Below are 16,510 nucleotides of genomic sequence, written 5' to 3'. Positions count from 1 at the left end.
CGCGTGATGATCAAGTCTGGCACAGGCACCAAGAAAGAAAGGCGTATATATCCGCAATTCAGGAGATTAGTGAGAAGTCCCGTAATCCTTGCAGGTCGTGAACCGTTACGCGCCGGTATCGCGTATCCGCGAGCCCCTTCGCCCGCAACAGGCGCATCGCCTTGTTGACCGCGTCCTCGCGGGCGCCGACCAGCCGGCCGAGCTCCGCCTGGGTCAGGCTCACCCCCACGTCGAAACCGCCGGGCGCCTCGAACCCGTGCCGGTCGACGAGATCGGTGAGGACTTGCGCCACCCTGCCCGTGACGCTCAGCGTGGCCATGTCCAGCCTGCGACGGTTCGCCCAGTCAAGACGGTCGGCGATCATCTGCGCCACCGCCGCCCACACGGCCGGACGCCGCTTGACGAACTCGGAGAACACCCCGGGCGGGATCGCGTGCACCAGCGCCTCGGAGCACAGCATCACCGTCGCCGAGCGCGGGGTGCCGCGCAGCAGGGCCAGCTCCCCCACCATGTCGCCACTGACCCGGATGCCGAGCAGCACGTCGTCGCCGCTCTCCATGGTGGCCGTCACCTTCACCAGCGCCGTCCTGCCGTCCGCGGGGGCGCGCAGGAGGAACACGTGCCTCCCGTCCGGCACGCCCTGGTGGATGAGCACGTCCCCCGGCCGGCGCATTCTCGCCGGGGCCAGCGCGAGGAGTTCGGCGCCCACGTCGACGGCCAGCCGATCCATCAGCGTGCCCGACGGCCACACGGTCATCCCGCGGCGACCTTGACGACACCCGTGATCGCCAGCTGCAGCAGGGCGAGCGGGACCAGTCCCACCCAGGCGAGGCGCTGCAACTGGTCCTCCCGGAGCCGGGGGAAGCTGACCCGCAGCCAGATCACCAGGAACGCCAGCGCGAACACCTTGAGGAAGGTCCACACCACGCCGGGCAGCAGCGGGCCGTGCCAGCCGCCCAGGAACAGCACCGTCGTGAGGAGGCACAGGACCACGATGCCGACGTACTCGGACAGCATGAACAGGGCGAACCGCATGCCTGTGTACTCGGTCATCGGACCCATGATGATCTCGGACTCGGCGATGGGCATGTCGAACGGCGGGCGGCGCAGCTCGGCGAGTCCGGCGAGGAAGAAGACCACCCCGCCGATCGCCTGCCAGGGCAGCCACCACCACTGCCATGCCTCGACGATGCCGTGCAGGGAAAGCGTGCCCGCCGCCATGGCCACGGACGACGCCGACAGGACCAGGGGAAGCTCGTAGGACATGAGCTGGGCGGCCGCGCGCATCCCGCCGAGCACCGAGTACTTGTTGGCCGAGGCCCACCCGGCCATGATCGCGCCGAGCACGCCGATGCCCATGACCGCGAGGACGTAGAACAGGCCGAGGTCGAGGTCCACGGCGACGAGGCCGGGGCCGATGGGGATGACGATCAGGACGAGCAGGTAGGGGACGAGCGCGACGCCCGGCGCGATCTGGAAGACGCGCCGGTCGGCGGCGGCGGGGATGACGTCCTCTTTCTGGGCGAACTTGACGCCGTCGGCGATGAGCTGGGCCCAGCCGTGGAAGCCGCCGGCGTACATGGGGCCGAGGCGTGACTGCATGTGGGCCATGACCTTGTGCTCGGTCTGGCCGACGATCAGCGGCAGGAGCAGGAAGACGAGCAGGATGACGACGAAGCTCAGGACGATGTCGAGGACTTCACCCATCAGGCTCCTCCACGGGCGCGGGTGGTGCGGGAGACGACGGTCGGGGTGGCTGGGCGGCGGGGGCGGTGCCCGCCCAGTCGGCGGGTACGCCGGGCGGGAGCGTCTTGCGGCGGCTCGGTGCGCCGTGGCCGGACTCGCCCGGCTCCTTGGCCCCTGGCCAGGGCTTGGCGACCCTCGCCGCCAGCACGAAGTCCTTCCGCAGCGGATGCCCTTCGAAGCCGTCGGGCAGCAGCAGCGGCACCAGGTAGGGGTGCTCCTCGAAGACCACCCCGAACATCTCGAACGTCTCCCGCTCGTGCCAGTTGGCTCCCCGGTACACGCCGACAGCGGACGGCAGGCGCGGGTCGGCACGGGAGACCGTCGTCCGCAACAGCAGCCGGTCGCGCGTGGACGGGTTGTAGACGTGCGCGACGATCCCGAACGCGTCCGGCGGTTCGTCCACGCCGGTCAGCCAGTCGAAGAACTCGTAGCCGGTGTCCCGGCAGAAGGTCAGCAGCTCGATCCAGTCGGCCGGGGCCACGTCGACGGTGCGCTCGCCCCACGACTCGCTGAGCCGCGCCCGGTCCCCGAAATGCGCGCTGAGCGTCACGCGTCCTCCTGGCCGGGAAGGGACAGGACGTAACGGTCGCCGAGCCGTTCAGCCGCGATCTTCTCCTGGAGCTTCATGATGCCGTGCAGCAGCGCCTCCGGCCTGGGCGGGCAGCCGGGGACGTAGACGTCGACGGGGATGATCTGGTCGACTCCCTTGGTCACGCAGTAGGAGTCCCAGTACGGGCCGCCGGTGTTGGAGCAGGCGCCGAAGGAGATGACGTACTTGGGGTCGGGCATCTGCTCGTAGAGGCGCTTGACGGCGGGGGCCATCTTGTCGGTGACGGTCCCGGAGACGATCATGAGGTCCGCCTGCCGGGGGCCGTTCGCGAACGGGATCACGCCGAAGCGGATGAAGTCGTGCCTGCTCATCGAGGTGGCGATGAACTCGATCGCGCAGCACGCCAGCCCGAAGTTGAAGACCCACAGGGAGTAGCGCCGTCCCCAGTTGAGCACGAAGCGCATCGGCTTCGGCGCCAGCCGGGAGACCGGCCCCACAGTCGGCATCGGAAGATCGGCCATGTCGCCATTCTCCAACGCCTGGTGCCGGAGGAGTAGAGGGGCACCGCCACATCTCGGCCGGACCCGGCCGGACACGCTGTCCGATTGTTCGGCGGGCCGACCATCGAAAGGACACGTCGGCGATCACCCGGCTCAATGGTTTGGATACTCGCCCATCGAAATGCCAAGGGAGCGCCAAATATGAGGCCGCCGACACCACGCTCCGTCGCGACCGCCGCGGCGGGGTGTCCCTTGATCGTCACGGGCCCGCCGGCGACGGGCCGATCTCCCGGGAGGCCGACACCGGCGCGCCCGCAAGGAGGTCACGTCCAGGTGAGCACGCGCTTGCGCCAGGCGTAGACGATGCCGAGCGCGATGAACCCCAGGAACACGAACATCTCGACCAGCGTGGTCATCCCGTAGCCGGGAGCGGCGAAGACCGTCGCCCACGGGAAGAGGAACACCGCGTCGACGGCGAACACCACGTACAGGTAGGTGAAGACGTAGTAGCGGACCTGCGACTGCGCCCACCCCTCGCCGACGGGGTCGACGCCGCACTCGTAGGTGGTGAGCTTGTCGGCCGTCGGCCGGGAGGGGCGCAGCAGGCGGTTGGCCATGAGGGCGCCGGCCACGATGGCCACGCCGATGACGAACAGCGCGAAGACCAGCGCGTAGGAGCCGAAGTAGCCACCCATGTGCCGATCGTAACCCCGGCCAAAGCCTCTGTCCTCTTACTATCAAATCGGGGCAAAAGGGGTATATGCCCCCTTAGCCTGACCTGCATGCATAAAAGGCGATTCTTCGGAGGAATCGCGCTTATCGCGGTCGCCGCCAGCGGCTGCGGAATGGCCACCGCCTCCCCCGAGCGGGAACTGCGCGTCCCCGCCGAACCCACCATGATCAGCTTTGTCGACCCTTCCGAGGTCCCAGGTCTGACAACCAGGACACTCACCCACGGCGACGCGGGTGACCGGGATGTGTACATCGCCTATCCCGAGCTCAAGGACACGCCCGGCCTCAACGCCAGACTCCGCTCGCTGGCCGAGAGCCGGATGAGCCGCTTCGCGCGGGTCTCGGCCGCCGCGCCCCCGCAGCCGCGCGCCGAGCTCAACACCGACTGGCAGCTGACCGCCGCCACCCGCGACGTCGTCGGCGTGCGCCTGCGCACCGGCGAGTTCGCCGGGGCCAGCTGGGCCAACTCGCTCCGAACGGTTTGGTACGACAGGGTCAGCGACAAGGTCGTCGAGTCTCCCGACCTGGTGACGGCGCTGCCCCCGCTGGCGACGCTGGTCCGGGCCGAGCTGAAGAAACGCGCCGCCGAACTCGACTACGACGCGGTGGGCGCCGACCGGGAGCTGTTCGACTCGATGGCCTTCAACAGCCAGGGCGATCTCGTCGTCGAGTTCGACGACTACCAGGTGGGGCCGGGCGCGCTGGGCCGGGTGGCCGTGGCCCTACCGAAGAAGCGGGTGGAACCGCTGCTGTCGCCGACCGGCTGGCGGGCGCTGGCGGCCGCGAAGGACGCCGTTCCGTCACCCGCGGTCAGCGGGGCCTCCGTCAAGAGCCCGCCGGCCGTGAGCTCGAGGGCCGGCAGCGTCGACTGCGCCAAGACCAAGTGCGTCGCCCTGACGTTCGACGACGGGCCGGGGCCCGCCACGCGGCAGCTGCTGGAGACGCTGGACAGGTACGGCGCGAGAGCCACGTTCTTCACGGTGGGCACCAACGTCGCGGCCAACCCGGGGCTGGTCGGACTCATGCGCGAGAAGGGCCACCTGGTCGGCAACCACACGTGGTCGCACCACGACCTGACCAAGCTGTCGAGCAGCAAGGTCACCAACGCCTTCGCCAGGGCGCAGAGCGCGATCAGCGTCCAGATGGGGCAGACGCCCACCCTCGCCCGCGCGCCGTACGGGGCGGTGAGCGAGGAGGTCAAGAACGCCGCCCGCCGGATGGGCCTCTCGCTGGTCTCCTGGGACGTCGACACGAATGACGCGAACGGCGCCGACGCCGCGCAGGTGGTACGGCACGCCGTCTCAGGCGCGCATCCCGGGGCGATCGTCCTCATGCACGACGGCCAGGACACGGCGGTCCAGGCCCTGCCGGAGATCCTGCGGCAGCTGACCGCGCAGGGCTACGCGTTCGTCACGGTCCCCGAGCTGTACGACGCGCCCGGAATGGCGCCTGGCCGCGTCTACTCCTCGGGTAAGCAGCCCCTGACGTAGGTAAGCCTTCGTGGGCGCATATAGTTAGGCAGCGTGAACCGAACCGTCCTCTTCGCCCGCCTGCACATCGACCTGTGCCGGCTCGCGGCAGGGCTGTGTCGTCCTAGTCGTTCTCTCGCGTCTGCCTGATTTCACCGCGTTTACCCGTGATGCTCCTCACGGAAACGTGTGACCCCCGAGGACTTAGCATGGAATTTGAGAACGTGCCACGAGCGCAGTCGAGGAGGACTTCGCTGTGACCAAGCAGGTTCAGCAACTCGACAGAGTGATCATCCGGTTCGCCGGCGACTCCGGCGACGGGATGCAGCTCACCGGCGACCGTTTCACGGCCGGAACGGCGGAGTTCGGCAACGACCTGTCCACTCTGCCCAACTTCCCCGCCGAGATCCGGGCACCCGCAGGTACGCTCCCCGGCGTGTCGAGCTTCCAGCTCCACTTCGCGGACCACGACATCCTGACGCCGGGTGACGCGCCGAACGTCCTCGTTGCCATGAACCCGGCGGCGCTGAAGGCCAACCTGGGCGACCTGCCCAGGGGCGCCGACATCATCGCCAACACCGACGAGTTCACCAAGCGCAACCTGCAGAAGGTCGGCTACGACGCCAACCCGCTCGAGGACGGCTCGCTCAGCGAGTGGCGCGTCCACGCGATGCCGCTGACCTCGCTCACGGTGAAGGCGCTCGAGAACTTCGACCTGTCGAAGAAGGACGCCGAGCGTTCCAAGAACATGTTCGCGCTCGGGCTGCTGAGCTGGCTCTACCACCGGCCCACCGAGCACACGATCACCTTCCTCGAGCAGAAGTTCGCCAAGAAGCCCGAGATCGCCAAGGCCAACATCGCGGCCTTCCAGGCCGGCTGGAACTACGGGGAGACCACCGAGTCGTTCTCGGTCTCCTACGAGGTCAAGCCCGCCAAGCTGGAGCCGGGCGTCTACCGCAACATCTCGGGCAACCAGGCGCTGGCCTACGGCCTGATCGCGGCCGGCGTGCAGGCGAAGCTGCCGCTGTTCCTCGGCTCCTACCCGATCACCCCGGCCAGCGACATCCTCCACGAGCTGTCCAAGCACAAGCGTTTCGGCGTGCGCACCTTCCAGGCGGAGGACGAGATCGCCGGTGTCGGCGCCGCGCTCGGCGCCGCCTTCGGCGGTGCGCTCGGCGTGACGACCACCAGCGGTCCCGGCGTGGCGCTGAAGGCCGAGACGGTCGGCCTGGCGGTCATGACCGAGCTGCCGCTGATCCTCGTCGACGTGCAGCGCGCGGGCCCCTCGACGGGCATGCCGACCAAGACCGAGCAGACCGACCTGCTGATGGCCATGTTCGGCCGCAACGGCGAGTCGCCGGTGCCGATCGTGGCGCCCTCCTCGCCGAGCGACTGCTTCGACGCCGCGATCGAGGCGGCGCGGATCGCGCTGAAGTACCGCACGCCCGTCTACCTGCTGTCCGACGGCTACCTGGCCAACGGCTCGGAGCCGTGGCGGCTGCCCGACATCGCCGACCTGCCGGACATCTCCACGACGTTCGCCACGGCGACGGACGAGGAGTTCCAGCCCTACCGGCGCGACAGCGAGACGCTGGCTCGCCCGTGGGCGATTCCCGGCACGGCCGGCCTCGAGCACCGCATCGGCGGCATCGAGAAGTCCGACGGCTCGGGCAACATCTCCTACGACCCCAACAACCACGACCGCATGGTCAGGCTCCGCCAGGCCAAGATCGACGGCATCGACGTGCCCGACCTCGAGGTCGACGACCCGACTGGCGACGCCAAGGTGCTGGTCATCGGCTGGGGCTCGACCTACGGGCCCATCGCCGCGGCCGTGCGCCGGATCAGGAAGGACGGCGGCAAGGTCGCGCAGGCGCACCTGCGGCACCTCAACCCGCTGCCCGCCAACACCGGCGACGTGCTCAAGAGCTACGACAAGGTGCTCCTGCCGGAGATCAACCTCGGCCAGCTGGCGCTGCTGCTGCGCGCGCGCTTCCTTGTCGACATCATCAGCTACAACCGCGTGCGCGGGCTCCCGTTCAAGGCCGAGGAGCTGGCCGGAGTCATCCAGGACGTGATCGACAGTGAGTGAACTCGTCAACGGCAAGGGGCTGGCCCTGATCCCCAAGGCGGAGGGGAAGCAGACCCTGAAGGACTTCAAGTCCGACCAGGAGGTCCGCTGGTGCCCCGGCTGCGGCGACTACGCCATCCTGGCCGCGGTGCAGAGCTTCCTGCCCGAGCTGGGGCTGCGGCGCGAGAACATCGTGTTCGTCTCCGGCATCGGCTGCTCCAGCCGCTTCCCGTACTACCTCAACACCTACGGCTTCCACTCCATCCACGGCCGGGCGCCGGCGATCGCGACGGGGCTCGCGGCCAGCAGGCCCGACCTGAGCGTGTGGGTGGTCACGGGTGACGGCGACGCGCTGTCGATCGGCGGCAACCACCTCATCCACGCGCTGCGCCGTAACGTCAACCTCAACATCCTGCTGTTCAACAACAGGATCTACGGTCTGACCAAGGGCCAGTACTCCCCCACCTCCGAGATCGGCAAGATCACCAAGTCGACGCCCATGGGCTCGCTGGACAAGCCGTTCAACCCGATCTCGCTGGCGCTGGGCGCCGAGGCGTCGTTCGTGGCCCGCACGATCGACTCCGACCGCAAGCACCTGCAGTCGGTCCTGCGCGAGGCCACCGCCCACCGGGGCACGTCGCTGGTGGAGATCTACCAGAACTGCAACATCTTCAACGACAACGCCTTCGAGCCGCTCAAGGACCCCGAGGTCCGCGACGACATCACGCTGCGCCTGGAGCACGGCCAGCCGATCGTCAGCGCCACCAAGGCCGTCGTCAGGAACGACGGCGGCGGCATCGAGGTGGTGCCGCTGGCCGAGGCGGGCGACCGCGTGCTGGTGCACGACGCGCACAACCCCGACCCGTCGGTGGCGTTCGCGCTGTCGCGCCTGGACGATCCGGCCTTCGAGCACGTGCCGATCGGCATCTTCCGGCAGGTCGACCGGCCGGCCTACGACACCCTGATGGCCGGCCAGCTGGAGGAGGCCGTGGCGCAGAAGGGCCCCGGCGACCTCAGCGACCTGCTCATGGGCGGCGACACCTGGCGCATCAGCTGACCTGACGGGGCGGGCGGCAGGCGCCCGCCCCGTAACGGTGGCCCCGTTTGGACCGATACATCCCACGCTGAGTTCGCGATCAGAGGGGGATGGTCATGGGCACGCTGCAGGCGTTACGCAACCGGTTCGTGGACGCTCCGAACTCCGTGGGCGCCCGGGCCAGGCAGCGGCGCTGGGACCGGTTCGCGGCCGCCTTCCCGAACATCTCCGAGATGTCGGTGATCGACCTCGGCGGCACGTTCTCCGCGTGGGAGCGGGCCCCGGTACGGCCGGCCCGCCTGCACCTGGTCAACCTGATGGACCCGCCCACCGACCTGCCCTCCTGGGCCAGGGCCGACCGCGCCGACGCCACCGAGCTGCCGAAGGCGATCCTCGACGGCGACTACGACCTCGTCTACTCCAACGCCGTCATCGAGCACGTCGGCGGACACATCCGGCGCGAGCGCTTCGCCGACAACGTCCGGGCGCTGGCCCGCCGCCACTGGGTGCAGGTCCCCTACCGCTACTTCCCCGTCGAGCCGCACGTGCTCTTCCCCGGCTTCCAGTTCCTGCCCGTCGCCGCCCGGCGGATGATCATCAGCCACTGGCCGCTGGTGCACACCGCGCCGCGGGACCGGCTGCACGCGCTGCGCGACGCCATGGAGGTGGAGCTGCTGAGTGTGACGGAGATGCGCTACTACTTCCCCACCTCCACGATCGCCTTCGAGCGGATGGGCGGCCTGGTCAAGTCGATCATCGCGATTGGCTGATCTTGTAGATGTGGTAGCCGTGCTCGGAGGCGAACGTGTCGGTGAAGCGCCCGTGCTCGACAGGGATCGTGCGGTTCTCGAAGAGCACCTCCACCTCGGCGGTCGCGGCCAGCTCGGCGGGCAGGGTCAGCGAGCGGCTGCCCGGTTCGCTGCCCCGCTCGATCATGGCGAAGACGTAGAAGGAGCCGCCCTGGCCCTTCAGCATGGTCTCCAGGCCATCGCCGAAGTCGTAGGCGTAGGACTGGGTGTTGAGGACCGGCGCCAGCTGCTTGATCTGCCGGTTGACCTCGGTGACGGCGGCCCTGACCGGCCGGTAGCACGGCTCGCGCAACGCGTGGTGGCTGACGCAGGGGCCGCCGAAGCTGTGGTTGAAGTAGAGGATGCCGCGGGCCTCGTGGATGATCGAGCTCATCACCGCGCCCTTCACCTGCTCCGGTTCGACGGCCCGCAGTCCGGTCCTGTTCCGGTCGCTGAAGGGCCAGCCGACCTCGACGAAGTTGTAGACGGGCTGGAGCTTGCCGTCCATGGCGTCGAGCCGGCGCTGCTTGTCCATGAGCCAGCCGTAGCCGGCCGCCCGCGGGCACTCATTGTCCGGAAATTTCAGGATCGTTTTGGCTTCGACGCAGATCCCCGCGTCGGTGTACCAGTACATGTCGGCCGAGACCAGATCGGTGTAGCCGTTGACGAACTGGCTGTTGTCCTTGTCGCTCCACCACATGCCGACGCCCTTGCCGAAGTTGGCGTAGTACATGCGGCCGTCGCCCTTGGGCAGCTTGTCCTTCTGCGTCCTCATCGCGGTGAAGCCGCACCCCTCACCCTTGGGCGGGACGCAGGGATCGCCCGCCCCGGCGAACCTGCCGTCCCACCGGGCGTTGCCCGGCCGCGGGAACATGTCGGCCTCGTCGGCGATCACCCAGCCCACCGTCTCCGGTCCCGACCCGGGCAGCGGCCTGGTCGTCATCGCCGACATCCCGTGCTTGTCGACCAGCTTCAGGTCGCTGTCGCCGGTGAGCTCGACGTAGAGGTTGATCCCGGCCTCCTTGTCGGCCAGCACGTCCTTCTCGGCCAGCACCGACTCGTACCAGACGCCGATGGGGAAGAACGACGGATCCGTCCACCCCCGGGCCGCGGCCACGGGGAAGCGCCCGTAGTAGGCGGGGCCGCCCTCCCACGGCACCCGCGGCAGGTCCAGGGTCACGGCCGCCGGTCGGCGCGGCAGCGCGCCAGGGACCACGGCGAACAGGACGGCCGCCAGCACCGCTACGGCCGCCACCCCGCCGAGCACGTAGCTCCTTCTCACGGTCGCGCCTCCCCGATCCTGATCTTGTAGATGTGGTAGGTGTCCTCGGAGTCGAACGAGTCGGCGAACCTGCCGTCCGCGCCGATGGCGACGGTCCTGTTCTCGAACAGCACCTCCGCCTCGCGGGCCGTCGACAGCTCGCTGGGGACGGTGATCGTGCGCGGCCCCATGCTCCCACCTCGCTCGAGCATCGCGAAGAGGTAGAGGAAACCGTCGTGCCGCTTCAGCATCGTGTCGAGGCCGGGCGCGTAGCCGTACCTGAAGGACGGGCTGTTCAGGACGGGCGCGAGGCGCACGATCCGCCGGTTGAGCTCGGTCACGGCGGCCCTGACCCGGGCGCCGCACGGCGCCCGCAGCAGGCCGGTGGTACGGCACGCCCGCCCCGCGCTGTGGCCCAGGTAGATGATCCCGCGCGCGCCGTGGATCAGCGAGCTCAGCACCGCGCCGCCGACCTGCCGGGGAGCGATGGCGCCGTCCCCCTCGCGCGGCCGGCCGAGCTCGACGATGGCGTAGACCGGTTGCCGGCGCGCGTCCTTGGCGTCGAGCGTGCGCTGCCTGTCGATGGTCTCGCCGTAGTTGGCCGCCAGGCGGCAGTGGGCGCTCGCCAGGTTCATGAAGCGCCCGCCCTCCTCGCAGGCGGCCCGGTCGGTGTACCAGTAGAGGCTCGTGGAGACGGCGTCGGTGTAGCCGTTGACGAACCTGGCGGCCTGGTCGCTGGTGAGCCAGTACATGACGCCCTTGCCGTAGGTGGCGTAGCGCAGGCGGCCGTCGTCGGGCAGGCGGCGGGAGAGGGCGCGCATGGCGGTGTGGCCGCAGCCGGCCTTCGCGGGCACGCAGGCGGGCGCGCCGAAACCCGCCACGCCCGACCAGCGGGCGTTCCCCGGACCGCCCCACATGTCGGCCTCGGTGCCGACGAGCCAGCCCACGGTCTCGGCGCCGTGGCCGGGCAGCGGCCGGCTCGTCAGCGCGGACATGCCGTACCGGCGCAGCAGGCGCGGGTCGCTGTCCCCGGTCAGCTCGAAGTAGGTGTTGATGCCCGCCGCCCGGTCGGTGGTCACGTCCTCGCGCGTGCGCACGGCGGCGAACCACACCCCGACGGGGAAGAAGGAGGGCTTGGTCCAGCCGGCCCGCACCGCCGCGGGGAAGCGTTCGTAGTAGCGCGGGCCGCCCTCCCACGCGACCGGTTCCAGCTCGACCCTGACCGGCGCGAGATCGTCACCGGCGGGCGCCGTGCAGGCGGTCAGCGCCAGCAGGATCGCCGTGAGCGCGTACCGCCTCCTCACCCGGGCGGCCTCTCGGCCAGCGCCCGCAGCTCGGCGGCGCGAACCGACCAGTCGTCGCCGAGCACCGAGGCGCGCAGCGCGTCGGGTGGCCGCGGCGGGCCCTCGGCCAGCGAGACCCTGATCGCCTTGACGAACAGGTCGGCGCCGGCCGCCACGCGGACCCTGTCGGTGTAGCGGGACAGCTCGCCGTAGTCGGTGCTGACGACGGGCAGGCCCAGCGCCAGGTACTCCTTCAGCTTGATCGGGTTGGCGTGCCTGATCCAGTCGTTGTCCAGCCACGGCATGAGGGCGACGTCGAAGGCCGAGCCGTAGGCGGGGATCAGCTCGTAGGGACGGAAGCCCAGCCAGTGGACGTTGGGATGCCTGGTCAGCCGCTCGATGGGCCCGTTGGCGTCACCGATGAGCACCAGCGAGACCTCGGGCAGCTCCAGCGCCACCCGCTCCAGCAGGTCGAAGTCGACGACGAAGTCGTCGAGCGCGCCGAAGAAGCCGACGCGCGGCCCGGGGAGGCGGCGCACGTCCGCCGGCCACCGCTCGGCGGGCACGCGGGTGAAATGCGCCAGGTCCACGCCGTGGTCGAGGAAGTGCGCCCGGTCGCCGGCCAGCGCGGCGTCCTCGGCCATGAGGGTCCTGCTGACGTAGACGACGCTGTCGGCGTGGCGCAGGAGCCGGGTCTCCATGTCCTTGACGGCCTGCCCGCCGCCCTCGGGGAAGGCGGAGTGCCGGTCGGAACGGTTGAAGACCAGCGCCCTGCGCGGCATCGGCCGCACCACGTCCCAGGCCGTCGGCAGGGTGACGACGACCACCGGGCGGCGCAGGCCGAGCGCCGCGCACACCGCAGCCACCTGGGCTCTGACCAGGAGCGCGCTCGCCTTCCTGCCTAACGAGGAGCCGTACAGCGGCAGCGGGAGCGGCGACATGACGTAGAAGTCCGGCGCGGGCCGCCGGACGAACTTGGCGACGCTGCGCAGCTTGCGGCCGATGCGCCGCAGCGTGTTCGTGGACCTGCCGGGCACCGGCATGCGCAGGCCGATGCTGTTGACGACCAGCACCCTGCGCTGGGCCGACAGGTGGCGCATCAGCTGGAAGTCGGAGTGCGCCCGGTTGTGGTACCACCAGTCCTGCGCGGAGAAGCAGACGTAGCCCGGCGGGGGCGAGGCGGCACCCGGCGGGGGCGCGGTCGCGCCCGGCGGGACCGGGGTGGCGACCTGCGGGACCGGGGTGGCGACCGGCGGGACCGGGGTGGCGCCTGGCGCGGACGGCCACTCGGCCATGGTGAGCAGCTCGCGCAGCGCCGCCCGGTGCCTGGCCCTGGCCGGCGCCCTGCCGGCCTCGTTGAGGGTGACGGCCGCGCGCATCAGCGCGCCGCGCGGCCTGCCGTACAGGCTGCGGTGCAGGCGCACCCGGTTGGCGGCGGCCAGCGCCCAGAGCCGGTCGGAGGCAACCTGGTCGCCGCCGAGGTGCACGGCGACGGCCTCGGGCTCGTACCGTACGGCGAAGCCGTGCCGGCCCGCGCGCAGCATGTACTCCGTCTCCTCCGAGTACAGGAAGTAGCGCTCGTCGAGCGGGCCCAGCGCCTCGGCGCAGGCGCGCGAGACCAGCCACGCCGCGCCGGTCGCCCAGTCGACGGTGCGCGCCCGCAGGTAGTCGCGCGGGTCGGCCACCAGCTCGCCCAGCGGCGCGATCCGGCCCGCGCGGAACCCGCCGAGCGCGGCCTCTCCCAGCGCCCTGAGCACGGTGGGCCGCCGGCGCAGCGAGAGCTGCAGGGCTCCGCGCTCGTCCAGCAGCCGCGGTACGGCGATGCCCACGCCGGGCCGGTCCAGCGCCCGCAGCAGCAGGGCGACCGCGCGCGGCCGCAGCCTGATGTCGGCGTTGAGCACCAGGACGTCGCGGCCCGCGGCGGCGGCCAGGCCGGCGTTCACCCCGAAGGCGAAGCCGCCGTTGCGGCCGGTCTCGATCAGCTCGACGCCCTGGCCGTAGGCGCGGACCCGCTCGACGGTGTCATCGGGTGAGGCGTTGTCCACCACGATGATCCGGGCGTCGGGCACGCCGTCGAGCCCTGGACCGAGCGACCGCAGGCAGTCCTCGATGATCTCGGCGGCGGCATAGGTGACGATCACCACGGCAAGGGGCATGAACCAACCATTCTCGCGAGCTCAGGGCCTGCGTCCGGTGAGCCGCCGGGCGGCGGCGACGGTGAGCACCTTGACAGCGAAGGGGGCGTCCTCCCGCAGGTAGCGGCGGGCCAGCCGGCCGGGCTCCAGCCACAGCCGGTGCAGCCACTCGCCGCCGGCCCGCTGCAGGAGAGCGGGAGCGCGGCTGAACTGCCCCGCGGCCATCGGGATGCCCGCGCCGCAGCCGAGGTGCCAGGCGTGCGGCAGCAGGGGGCGGAGGGCGGCGATGGTCTTCTCCTGCTTGGGGAAGCCCAGCCCGACCAGCACGAGGTCGGGGGCGGCGGCCACGACCTCGGCCACGGCCGCCCGCATGCCGCGGTCGGTGGCGTCGAAGCCGAAGGGCGGCGCGTGGCAGCCCGCCACGCGCAGGCCGGGGCAGCGCTTGGCCAGTTCCTCTCCCGCGCGCTCGGCGACGCCCGGCTCGCCGCCGAGCAGGAAGACCGAGCGGCCCTCCGCGGCGGCGCGCTCGCTGAGGCTCCAGACCAGCGAGGCGCCCGTGACGCGCTCGGGCACGCCGAGCCCGGCGAGCCTCGCCGCCCAGACCACCGGCATGCCGTCGGCGACGACCAGCTCCGCCCCTGCCACCAGCGCGGCGAGCGCGGGGTCGCGGCTGGCCTTGCGGACGATGTCGATGTTGGCGGTGACGATCGAGCCGCCGGCGCCACGCGCCCAGCCGGCGGCGACGTGGTCGGCGACGTCGGCTTCGCTGAGTGCCATGACCGCGACCGCGCCGACGCGGACACGCCCCGGGACGGGAGCCCTCACCGCGCCGCCCGATCGCCCGCCGGCCCGCCCGGCGCCCGCCCACCCGCCGGCCCGCCGGGCGCACCGCCGCCCGCCGGCTCACCCGGCGCGCGCGCCCCGTCCGGTACGGCCCGCACCGAGCGCAGCAGCGCGCCCGACAGGCCGACGAACAGGAAGGCGATGCCGCTGGTCGTCTCGAAGGAGTTGAGGTCGAAGGTCGCGCAGCCCACCAGGGTGACCAGGAGCGAGGCGGCCAGGCTCAGGCCCAGGTCGCGGGTGGTCGGGTCGCTCGACAGGTAGCGGGCCCGCAGCGCGGCCCAGATGGCGGTGCCGAACAGGCCCACCAGCGTCGCCACGCCGAGCAGGCCGCCCTCGACGGCCGTCAGCAGGTACTGGTTGTCGAAGACGATGTCGTAGGGCGGGTACCAGGTGCCGTGGCCCCTGCCGAGCAGCGGGTGCTGCTCGATCGCGTTGAGCGCGATCGCGTAGTCGGCCGTCCGGTAGCGGATGCTGGAGTCGTTGCCGATGTTGTCGAACAGTCCCGCGATGGCGCCGACGAGGCCGGGGGCGGCCAGCCGTACGACGGCGAGGAAGAAGACTAGCGCGATGATCGCCTGGACGCGCCGCCTGGCGGGCCAGTGCGACAGCAGCAGCAGTCCGGCGGCGAGCAGCCCGAGCACGGGCGAGCGCGACGCGGAGAACACCAGTCCGGCGGCGACGAGCGCGCAGCACACCCACCAGCGCAGCGCGGGCAGGCCCCGCTCGCGGGCGGCGAAGGCGTAGTGCAGCGCGATGGGCAGGATCATCGAGCACACCACGCCGAACTCGATGGGATGGCTGGTGGTGGCCGCGGCCCTGTTCAGGCCGTTGCGTTCGAGGATCGCGGGCGCCTCGCCCCTGACGCGCGTGCCCGGCACGACGATGTCCATCGTGGGGTCGTAGGAGAGGAGGAACTGGATGCCGCCGATCACGCCGAGGATCGCCCCTGCCACGACCGCGGTCTTCAGCACCAGGTCGACGCGGTCGCGGCCGTGGACCCCGTCGCAGGCCACCAGCGCCACGCCGACCAGGGCGAGCGCGATGACGCCGATGTGGTCGGCCAGGTCGAGCTGGCGCGGCTCGAGGTAGGCGACGGCGGCCTGGGCGTAGCTGGACAGGTAGGCGACCGCGTAGAGGTAGACGGCCGTGCGCACCGGGTTGGCGCCCTTGGCCGCGCCGAGCGTGAGCGTGAAGTGGGCGCACATCCACCACAGCGCCGCGAACAGGCCGACCGCCTCGGCGGGGGTGAGCGCGAACGGCAGGCCCCTGAGGATGAGCCGCGCGGGCACGATCATGAGGATGACGACGAAGAGCGCGGCGAACGTGGCGCCGTCGGCTCGCCGGCGCGCGGGCCGGTCCGTGACCGGCGGCGCGAGCACCGCGGTCACGGCTGGAGCACCTCTTCCCGCTCGGGCACGGCGGGAGCCGGTTTGGCACGTTCCGACCGGCGGCGCAGCGCCGCCGTCGCGCTCTCGGTGGCGAAGGCGGCGGCCAGGCTGGCCAGCAGGCCGAGGAGCAGGACGGCCGCGGTGTAGCGCAGGCGGTCGTTGCGCAGCGCCACGGCGTCGGTGGGCGGCAGGATCTCGGTGAGCACGATGAACGTCGTGGGCGGGGCCTTGAGCTGGACCTGCCGCTTGTCGAGCTCGGCCCTGGCCCGCTGGGTCACCCGCGAGACGATCTCCTTGGCGGCCCGCGGGTCGGAGCTCATCCCCTCGATGAGGACGAACGGCTGGCTGAAGAGCAGTTCGGGGTTGGGGCTGCCGTTGTTGACCTCGTAGGTGGTCTCGCCGTGCGGCCGGGCGCCGAGCTTGGTCATCGTGTCCTCGGCGCCCAGGATCTGGACGAGGACCTCCGCGGTCATGTTCAGCCCGTAGTTGTAGTTCAGCAGCGGGTTGGCTTCCATGATCTGGTCGCGCCGGTCGCCCAGCGTGGACGGCCCGGTGATCGGCACGGTCAGCGACAGCACGGCCGACGACTGGTACATCGGCGGGATGCTCGTGTAGATCCCGTAGGAGCCGGCGAGCGTCACCAGCAGGGCGGGGACGGCGACGTACCATCGCCGCAGCACGACCCCGATCGCCGCCCAGAAATCCAAC

15 protein-coding genes are annotated in these 16,510 nt (G+C 71.0%); 4 read left to right on the top strand and 11 right to left on the bottom strand.

Annotated features, from left to right (window positions below; genetic code table 11):
- Positions 1 to 58: 58 nt before the first annotated feature.
- The 5 genes from ACWENQ_RS25255 to ACWENQ_RS25235 all read right to left on the bottom strand — a co-directional run bounded on the left by ACWENQ_RS25255 (position 59) and on the right by ACWENQ_RS25235 (position 3,491).
- Positions 59 to 757: a Crp/Fnr family transcriptional regulator gene (locus tag ACWENQ_RS25255; protein WP_452416441.1), complete on the bottom strand. Its 699-nt coding sequence runs from the start codon at positions 755 to 757 to the stop codon at positions 59 to 61.
- A complete protein-coding gene (gene nuoH / locus ACWENQ_RS25250) occupies positions 754 to 1,707 on the bottom strand; it encodes an NADH-quinone oxidoreductase subunit NuoH (protein WP_354907632.1) in 954 nt (317 codons plus the stop codon). The genes ACWENQ_RS25255 and nuoH overlap by 4 nt, the downstream gene beginning before the upstream one ends.
- On the bottom strand, positions 1,700 to 2,296 hold the full coding sequence (locus tag ACWENQ_RS25245; protein ID WP_452416440.1) for an NADH-quinone oxidoreductase subunit C: 597 nt from the start codon (positions 2,294 to 2,296) through the stop codon (positions 1,700 to 1,702). The genes nuoH and ACWENQ_RS25245 overlap by 8 nt, the downstream gene beginning before the upstream one ends.
- A complete protein-coding gene (locus ACWENQ_RS25240; RefSeq protein WP_449914990.1) occupies positions 2,293 to 2,817 on the bottom strand; it encodes an NADH-quinone oxidoreductase subunit B in 525 nt (174 codons plus the stop codon). The genes ACWENQ_RS25245 and ACWENQ_RS25240 overlap by 4 nt, the downstream gene beginning before the upstream one ends.
- Positions 2,818 to 3,119: 302 nt before the next feature.
- Complete coding sequence (locus ACWENQ_RS25235) at positions 3,120 to 3,491, bottom strand: NADH-quinone oxidoreductase subunit A (RefSeq protein ID WP_354907636.1); 372 nt, start codon at positions 3,489 to 3,491, stop codon at positions 3,120 to 3,122.
- A gap of 87 nt (positions 3,492 to 3,578) precedes the next feature.
- Between ACWENQ_RS25235 and ACWENQ_RS25230 the strand changes: the two genes are divergently transcribed.
- The 4 genes from ACWENQ_RS25230 to ACWENQ_RS25215 all read left to right on the top strand — a co-directional run bounded on the left by ACWENQ_RS25230 (position 3,579) and on the right by ACWENQ_RS25215 (position 8,874).
- Complete coding sequence (locus ACWENQ_RS25230) at positions 3,579 to 5,018, top strand: polysaccharide deacetylase family protein (protein WP_449914995.1); 1,440 nt, start codon at positions 3,579 to 3,581, stop codon at positions 5,016 to 5,018.
- Positions 5,019 to 5,253: 235 nt separating this feature from the next.
- Positions 5,254 to 7,089 (top strand): 2-oxoacid:acceptor oxidoreductase subunit alpha, encoded by a 1,836-nt coding sequence (locus ACWENQ_RS25225; RefSeq protein WP_354907638.1) that lies wholly within the window; start codon positions 5,254 to 5,256, stop codon positions 7,087 to 7,089.
- Positions 7,082 to 8,125 (top strand): 2-oxoacid:ferredoxin oxidoreductase subunit beta, encoded by a 1,044-nt coding sequence (locus ACWENQ_RS25220; RefSeq protein WP_449914999.1) that lies wholly within the window; start codon positions 7,082 to 7,084, stop codon positions 8,123 to 8,125. Before ACWENQ_RS25225 ends, ACWENQ_RS25220 begins: the two co-directional genes overlap by 8 nt.
- 95 nt (positions 8,126 to 8,220) lie before the next feature.
- Positions 8,221 to 8,874 carry a hypothetical protein gene (locus tag ACWENQ_RS25215; protein ID WP_452416438.1) on the top strand — a complete coding sequence of 218 codons (654 nt, stop codon included), beginning with the start codon at positions 8,221 to 8,223 and terminating at the stop codon, positions 8,872 to 8,874.
- Here ACWENQ_RS25215 and ACWENQ_RS25210 read toward each other — a convergent pair.
- The 6 genes from ACWENQ_RS25210 to ACWENQ_RS25185 are packed head-to-tail and all read right to left on the bottom strand — an operon-like array spanning position 8,858 to position 16,509.
- The gene (locus ACWENQ_RS25210; protein ID WP_452416437.1) at positions 8,858 to 10,174 is read right to left on the bottom strand and encodes a hypothetical protein; all 1,317 of its coding nucleotides are present in this window, start codon (positions 10,172 to 10,174) and stop codon (positions 8,858 to 8,860) included. The genes ACWENQ_RS25215 and ACWENQ_RS25210 overlap by 17 nt on opposite strands.
- Positions 10,171 to 11,457 (bottom strand): hypothetical protein, encoded by a 1,287-nt coding sequence (locus ACWENQ_RS25205; protein WP_452416435.1) that lies wholly within the window; start codon positions 11,455 to 11,457, stop codon positions 10,171 to 10,173. The genes ACWENQ_RS25210 and ACWENQ_RS25205 overlap by 4 nt, the downstream gene beginning before the upstream one ends.
- Positions 11,454 to 13,592: a glycosyltransferase gene (locus ACWENQ_RS25200; RefSeq protein WP_452416434.1), complete on the bottom strand. Its 2,139-nt coding sequence runs from the start codon at positions 13,590 to 13,592 to the stop codon at positions 11,454 to 11,456. Before ACWENQ_RS25200 ends, ACWENQ_RS25205 begins: the two co-directional genes overlap by 4 nt.
- A gap of 21 nt (positions 13,593 to 13,613) precedes the next feature.
- Positions 13,614 to 14,348, bottom strand: coding sequence for a WecB/TagA/CpsF family glycosyltransferase (locus ACWENQ_RS25195; RefSeq protein ID WP_449915012.1), 735 nt, complete (start codon positions 14,346 to 14,348; stop codon positions 13,614 to 13,616).
- A gap of 44 nt (positions 14,349 to 14,392) precedes the next feature.
- Positions 14,393 to 15,802: an O-antigen ligase family protein gene (locus ACWENQ_RS25190; protein ID WP_452416432.1), complete on the bottom strand. Its 1,410-nt coding sequence runs from the start codon at positions 15,800 to 15,802 to the stop codon at positions 14,393 to 14,395.
- Positions 15,799 to 16,509 carry a hypothetical protein gene (locus tag ACWENQ_RS25185; protein ID WP_354907649.1) on the bottom strand — a complete coding sequence of 237 codons (711 nt, stop codon included), beginning with the start codon at positions 16,507 to 16,509 and terminating at the stop codon, positions 15,799 to 15,801. Before ACWENQ_RS25185 ends, ACWENQ_RS25190 begins: the two co-directional genes overlap by 4 nt.
- Position 16,510 lies beyond the last annotated feature (1 nt).

The organism is Nonomuraea sp. NPDC004354, assembly GCF_053602555.1.
This window is presented reverse-complemented; position numbering and strand designations above follow the sequence as displayed.

Excerpts from the sequence above, each read along its gene's own strand:
- ACWENQ_RS25255 (WP_452416441.1), bottom strand. The coding sequence starts at position 757 with ATGACCGTGTGGCCGTCGGGCACGCTGATGGATCGGCTGGCCGTCGAC.
- nuoH (WP_354907632.1), bottom strand. The coding sequence starts at position 1,707 with ATGGGTGAAGTCCTCGACATCGTCCTGAGCTTCGTCGTCATCCTGCTC.
- ACWENQ_RS25240 (WP_449914990.1), bottom strand. The coding sequence starts at position 2,817 with ATGGCCGATCTTCCGATGCCGACTGTGGGGCCGGTCTCCCGGCTGGCG.
- ACWENQ_RS25235 (WP_354907636.1), bottom strand. The coding sequence starts at position 3,491 with ATGGGTGGCTACTTCGGCTCCTACGCGCTGGTCTTCGCGCTGTTCGTC.
- ACWENQ_RS25230 (WP_449914995.1), top strand. The coding sequence starts at position 3,579 with ATGCATAAAAGGCGATTCTTCGGAGGAATCGCGCTTATCGCGGTCGCC.
- ACWENQ_RS25215 (WP_452416438.1), top strand. The coding sequence starts at position 8,221 with ATGGGCACGCTGCAGGCGTTACGCAACCGGTTCGTGGACGCTCCGAAC.
- ACWENQ_RS25200 (WP_452416434.1), bottom strand. The coding sequence starts at position 13,592 with ATGCCCCTTGCCGTGGTGATCGTCACCTATGCCGCCGCCGAGATCATC.
- ACWENQ_RS25195 (WP_449915012.1), bottom strand. The coding sequence starts at position 14,348 with ATGGCACTCAGCGAAGCCGACGTCGCCGACCACGTCGCCGCCGGCTGG.